The sequence below is a fragment of the Haloplanus sp. genome (genome assembly GCF_028275055.1).
Lineage (GTDB): Archaea > Halobacteriota > Halobacteria > Halobacteriales > Haloferacaceae > Haloplanus.
The window spans coordinates 1-5,461 of the sequence record NZ_JAQCNJ010000092.1 but is presented as its reverse complement, the minus strand read 5'-3'; the positions used below and the strand labels follow the sequence as shown (position 1 = coordinate 5,461).

The window sequence follows — 5,461 nt, the reverse complement described above, 5'->3', positions numbered from 1 at the left end:
TCCTCGTGACAGACGGCGTTGTCTTGGACGTTCGCTTTCTCGCGGATCACGATCGGGTCCGAGTCGCCGCGTAGTGTCGCGTTCGGCCAGACCGAGGCGTCGCGTTCGATCGTAACGTCACCGACGACGACCGCCGCGTCGTCAACGTACGCGTCGTCATGGACCGTCGGTTCAACGCCAGCGACGGATCTGAGAACCATGACTGTCTCACGGTCACCACGAATAAAACCGCACCGGACGTGCCGCCCGTTTCCGTCAGTCGTCGCCGGGAACCGGGCCGCCGAAGCCGCTACCACTGGCGAGGGTGCTGTCGTTGTCTGCGACCCACCGAAGCAGGAGGAACGCGAACACGTACTTTGCGAGGATGTCGAGACCAGAGTAGCCCCACGAGGTAACACCCACGCTGAGCAGCGCCAGCCCCTCGGAGCCGAGCGCCCAGAGGACCGGGTAGCCGAACCACAGGACCACGGTGAGGTTTCGGAGTGTCCCGAAGATTTCGTCGGTGCCGTTGGCGGCGGCATCGGCAGGCCACTCAAACAACAGGATGTACACCACCGCGAGGAAGAAGGCACAGCTGATCACGTAGAACAGCCAGCGGAACAACACGGAGGAGGTGATCAGCGCTGCTGCCAGCCCGGTGATACACATGCCGATATCCATCGTGATCGCGGTGAACAGCTTCGTGAAGTCGGTCCCAGCGAGGAGACCGAGTGCGGCGAGGATCGCCGGTGTCGAGAACGTCCACGTCAGATACCGACCCCACGGTGACAGAACCTCCTGCCCGGCAAGGGCGTGGCCAGCCGGCATTTCAAGCAGCCCGACGGTCAGCCCGGACGCGAGGCTCGTGTACGAGGAGATGGACACGAGCGGAACGAGCAGCGTCGCGGCCCAGATGAGCTTCGCACGGGAGCCTTGAACGTTGCGTCCCATATATATGAACAGGAGAATCGACAGTCCTGCGAGGGCGATGTTCACCCAGAGCGAACTGTTCAACAACATATTGTTTTGGATTTCGGTCAGAACCTCGCCCTGCGACTGCAGGGGGGTGCCGAACTGTGCGCCCGTCGCCGCTTCGGTGAGGAGCGTTTCGATCATTGTTGTCCGTTATCTGTCGTATCGACCGGCACGTCGACGGTCGACCCTCGTGGGCCACCGCCCCGTCGAGCAGGCGGTCACCGGCTATTATGAATTGTCGAACCAATAGTTAACGGTATGCCCGAGTGCGGTTTCGTCAGTACAACCCCACGAAGTGTGACGATCCGACCGTCGTCGGGGGCGGCCAGGCCGTTCGGGGAGCCACAGAGGAGACGGACAGGATCACCCCTGGGAACGTATGACGGTTGCCGGCCCGGGAGTCGGTAGCATCGAACTCAGAACCCGACGGGACCCACCCGCGACACCGGCGGCGTGGTCGTTCCGGTTCGGCCCCGATTCGTGGCTCACAGGTCGGGACTACGCCACTCGCTCGGCGTACTCGAAGTCGACCTCGGTCGCTTCGGGTGCCGTCCCGTCGAGTTCGATACGCCATCCCTCAAGAGCCGTCGGGTCAGCCAGCGCATCCCGCAGCGTCCTGCGGACGTCGGCGGCGTCAACGCCGTAGTAGTCGTGGGGAACACCCTGGAGGTACTGAAGGGCCGTCTCGAACAGCGACCGCATCCCATCGTCGTTCTCGAAGTCGAAATGCTTGTACGCGCCCGCCGCGACTTGCACCATTCCGTGAAGAAAGGCGCTTTCGGTGGTCCCGCTCCCGTAGTTGTACCACTCCGATTCGAAGCAGTCGTGCGATTCGTGGAACGCGCCGGCGTTGTAGAGGCGGACGCCGTGGAGCACCGCCTTCCGGAGGGTGCCGTGTTCCCACCCGTTCGACTCGCCACGGTCGGCCCGCCAGCCCGTGGGGTCGCCCGACGTCGGTGGGCCGACGCCGTGATCGAGGGTGTGGTCGTCCATACCACACGCAGACGGGCCACGCGCCTAAGCCCTGCGGTTGGGGTATGCAAGACACACCCACGGCGATCAGGCGTCCTCAGGGAGGTCGTCCCACCGCAGGTCGTCGACGGTTTCGGCGAGGTAGTGGGCCGAGCCGTTGAGGCGGCCGGTGCGTCGCAACACGAACCGGTCGTGTCGGCGCCGGACGTGGCAGCCTGAAGTTGGAGACCGGCGGATCGGGTGTCCGCCCGCATCGGCGCGTCGGTGTCGCGATCGGTCGGGGACGCGGGATGCACGCCGCCGAGCGGGTGGTGTTCGAGCGGTCCGCCCGCGATACGACACGGGAGGTCGGAGGGTCTGCGATATCCGTGCGGGCCGATCGCTCCGCCACGACGTGGTGGCATGTGTGGCGGACGGCCGCGACGAACCGGAGCGGTCCGACACGGAACGCACTTCAACGCCGGCAACTAGGAGTTGACAATGAGAATTCGAGAGTTCGGCGACGACCCAGACGTGGCAGTCGTCGCGGCGATCCACGGCGACGAACCCTGCGGTCAGCGAGCGGTCGACGCCGTACTCGCCGACGAATCGACGTTCCAGCGCCCGGTGAAGTTTATTATCGCAAACGAGCGCGCTCTCGACGCCGGGGTGCGCTACGTAGACGATGACCTCAACCGCGTGTTCCCCGGCGATACGGACGCTGAGAGCCACGAACGGCGGCTCGCGGCCGAGCTGCTGACTGAACTCGACGGCTGTACGACGCTTTCGTTACACTCCACACAGTCGTACGCGAACCCGTTCGCGCTGGTGGACGCAATCGACCCGGCGGCCGCGACGGTCTGTGAACGCCTCCCCGTCGACGCGGTGGTGGAGACAGCCGCCTACGCCGACGGCCGACTCATCTCCTACCCCGGGACGGTCGAGGTGGAGTGTGGCCGCCAAGGGTCTGAGTCGGCGGCGGCGAACGCACGGTCACTCGTCGAGGCGTTTCTCGCCGCGACCGGCGCGCTGGCCCCGGAGGACGGCGGGACAGAGGCGGACGGAAACATCCCGGTGTTCCGGCTCACCGACCGGGTACCGAAGGCACCGGCAGACGGCTACGAGGTGTTTGTCGACAACTTCGAACGCGTCGCTGCGGGAGTCCCCTTTGCGGCGGCGGACGGTGACGATCGAGTGGCCGACGACGCGTTTTATCCGGTCCTGATGTCGTCGGACGGCTACGAGAACGTGTTCGGTTACGCGGGCGATCGAGTGGGGCGACTCGCGGACATCGACAACGGTCAGTCCTCGTGTGGTGCGAGTTCGACCAGCGTGAGGTCCCGGTCTAGCATGCAGTAGTCGTGTGGCGGGTCGCCGACAACCTCGTCGATGCGGTACTCGGCATCGAAGTCGACGCCGTCGGGGACGCAGTACGCATGGCTCGGACAGTCGGTGTACGGACAGGCACCGGCGAGTTCCGCTTTGCCACCGGCGTAGGCGGCCTGCGACGGCACGTTCGCGGGGATAGGGGCAGGTTCGACCTCGACGGCACGCACTCCGGTGTCGTGGACGGCACAGTCAAGCGTCTGTGCGTTCTCCCTGACATCGGTGATACGATACCGGGTTCCGGGGGAGAGGTCAAGACACTGCCCGCGGTAGGGGCAGCCCTCGCACGCGGCCGACTCGCCGCGGAACACGAACTCCCGCCCCACCTCCGCGAGGCGCGTTCCGATGAGCGTGACCTCGGACATATCGACACGTTCTGTGCCCGCCCCGTTAAGTCTCGCGACCGACGAGTTCGTCGAGCCTGTCGCAGTACTCCTTTCGCGGGACCTGATAGATGGCGCGGTAGTCGATCTCGCCAGCCGCGAACGCGTTAGCCATCTCGACGGCTGCGGCGACCCCGTCCGCCCGGGTGTCGCGGGTCTCGACCCGCGCATCCACCTCCGGTTCGAGATAGAGCGTGATGGTCCACCCATCGGACTCACGCGCGCCCAGGCGCTTCCTTGGCGACCCCGGCGAGAGGTAGATCGTCGGGAGACAGGGAGCCGGAAAAGCCTCCGTGTCGAACACGTCCGGCCGGTACGCAAGCACCGCCCGACCGTCCGACTCCGCGTGCCAGACTGTCCATCCGTCCGGAAGGGTGTCGAAGCTCACACCACTTCTCGGCGGCCCGGCCTCTAGTAGCCTTTGCACACGCCCGGTGGGTCGGTCACGGCCACAAATCGACGGCTGGCCCGGGGCGCGATCCCCGGGTCGAATACGGATTGGCGCCGCGTCGAATTGCGGTTTTCGGACAAGGCTTATTTATGTCGAATCCTGACACTGTTTATAGTCTCGGTTATCAGTGGACCGAGCCGCCACCCGTCGACGCCCCGCCCGCCGGTCTCCGATGGTGACCTCGTGGCACCGCCGGCCACGCTCGTGGTGTGGCACGTGGTCACACCTCGCGCCACCCCGGCGATGGGGCCGACGTTGACGGCGGTCGGCCCCGAGACCCAGAACCGACAATGACGAAGGAAACCCTCGAAGACCTCAGCCAGCAGTACAAGGAATCGGTACCGGCGGATCTCCGCGAAGCAAAGGGGTTCGATTGGTATCTCGACGAGGTCCACGACCACCCCCGAATCGCCCGCAACACCCACCAGCGTGTCGCCGACATGTTCGACTACTACGGAACGGAGTACGACGAAGATGCCGGCGTCGTCGAGTACCAGATGGCCACGGATGACCCGCTGTACGACGGTGAAAACACCTTCTACGGCCGGGAGGTTCACGAGTCAATCCACGAGTTCGTCAACAAGGTAAAAAGCGGGGCGCGCGGTCTCGGTCCCGAGAAACGCATCAAACTGTTGCTCGGGCCGGTCGGCTCCGGCAAATCCCACTTCGACTGGATGGTTCGTCGGTACTTCGAGGACTACACGATGAGCGACGCGGGGCGGATGTACACGTTCCGGTGGGTGAACCTCTGTGACATCATTCGCGATCAGGATCCCGCGGACGACACCGTCGTCTCGCCGATGAATCAGGATCCGTTGGTGCTTCTCCCGCAGGAACAACGCGATCGGGTGCTGGAGCGGTTGAACGACGCCCTCGATGCGCCGTACACGATCCGCAACGAGCAGTCGCTCGACCCGGCGAGTGAGTTCTACATGGATCGGCTGCTGGCCCACTACGACGACGACCTGAAGGCAGTTCTCGACAACCACGTCGAGATCATCCGCTTGGTCGCCTCGGAGAACAAGCGCCAGTGTATCGAGACGTTCGAGCCAAAGGACAAGAAAAACCAGGACGAGACGGAGTTGACGGGGGACGTCAACTACTCGAAAATCGCCGTCTACGGCGAGAGCGACCCGCGGGCGTTCGACTACTCCGGCGCGTTCTGCAACGCCAACCGCGGGCTGTTCTCCGGCGAGGAACTGTTGAAGCTCCAACGGGAGTTCCTGTATGACTTTCTCCACGCTTCTCAAGAACAGACGATCAAGCCAAAAAACAACCCACGGATCGACATCGATCAGGTGATCGTCGGCCGGACGAACATGCCCGAGTACCGGGA

6 protein-coding genes and 1 pseudogene are annotated in these 5,461 nt (G+C 64.5%); 2 read left to right on the top strand and 5 right to left on the bottom strand.

Translation table 11 applies throughout. The annotated features are described in order from the left end of the window. From Q0925_RS11310 to Q0925_RS11300, 3 genes are all read right to left on the bottom strand, one after another. A partial coding sequence (locus Q0925_RS11310; protein ID WP_414652113.1) for a gamma carbonic anhydrase family protein occupies positions 1 to 200 on the bottom strand: 200 nt, incomplete at its 3' end. A gap of 55 nt (positions 201 to 255) precedes the next feature. Continuing rightward, entirely contained in the window at positions 256 to 1,095 is an 840-nt protein-coding gene (locus tag Q0925_RS11305; RefSeq protein WP_299335556.1) for a bacteriorhodopsin, read from the bottom strand. 357 nt (positions 1,096 to 1,452) lie between these two features. Then, the gene (locus Q0925_RS11300) at positions 1,453 to 1,947 is read right to left on the bottom strand and encodes a DUF309 domain-containing protein (protein WP_299335554.1); all 495 of its coding nucleotides are present in this window, start codon (positions 1,945 to 1,947) and stop codon (positions 1,453 to 1,455) included. Positions 1,948 to 2,406: 459 nt separating this feature from the next. Between Q0925_RS11300 and Q0925_RS11295 the strand changes: the two genes are divergently transcribed. Next, positions 2,407 to 3,264: a succinylglutamate desuccinylase/aspartoacylase domain-containing protein gene (locus Q0925_RS11295; RefSeq protein ID WP_299335524.1), complete on the top strand. Its 858-nt coding sequence runs from the start codon at positions 2,407 to 2,409 to the stop codon at positions 3,262 to 3,264. Here the strand turns inward: Q0925_RS11295 and Q0925_RS11290 are convergent. Both Q0925_RS11290 and Q0925_RS11285 read right to left on the bottom strand, forming a co-directional pair. Further along, positions 3,207 to 3,656 (bottom strand): UPF0179 family protein, encoded by a 450-nt coding sequence (locus Q0925_RS11290; protein ID WP_299335522.1) that lies wholly within the window; start codon positions 3,654 to 3,656, stop codon positions 3,207 to 3,209. The genes Q0925_RS11295 and Q0925_RS11290 overlap by 58 nt on opposite strands. A 25-nt stretch (positions 3,657 to 3,681) precedes the next feature. Beyond that, the gene (locus Q0925_RS11285) at positions 3,682 to 4,062 is read right to left on the bottom strand and encodes a DUF5820 family protein (protein WP_299335520.1); all 381 of its coding nucleotides are present in this window, start codon (positions 4,060 to 4,062) and stop codon (positions 3,682 to 3,684) included. A gap of 353 nt (positions 4,063 to 4,415) precedes the next feature. Between Q0925_RS11285 and Q0925_RS11280 the strand changes: the two are divergent. Continuing rightward, positions 4,416 to 5,461, top strand: a pseudogene (locus tag Q0925_RS11280) (serine protein kinase PrkA); the annotation flags it as partial.

Excerpts from the sequence above, each read along its gene's own strand:
- Q0925_RS11305 (WP_299335556.1), bottom strand. The coding sequence starts at position 1,095 with ATGATCGAAACGCTCCTCACCGAAGCGGCGACGGGCGCACAGTTCGGC.
- Q0925_RS11300 (WP_299335554.1), bottom strand. The coding sequence starts at position 1,947 with ATGGACGACCACACCCTCGATCACGGCGTCGGCCCACCGACGTCGGGC.
- Q0925_RS11295 (WP_299335524.1), top strand. The coding sequence starts at position 2,407 with ATGAGAATTCGAGAGTTCGGCGACGACCCAGACGTGGCAGTCGTCGCG.
- Q0925_RS11290 (WP_299335522.1), bottom strand. The coding sequence starts at position 3,656 with ATGTCCGAGGTCACGCTCATCGGAACGCGCCTCGCGGAGGTGGGGCGG.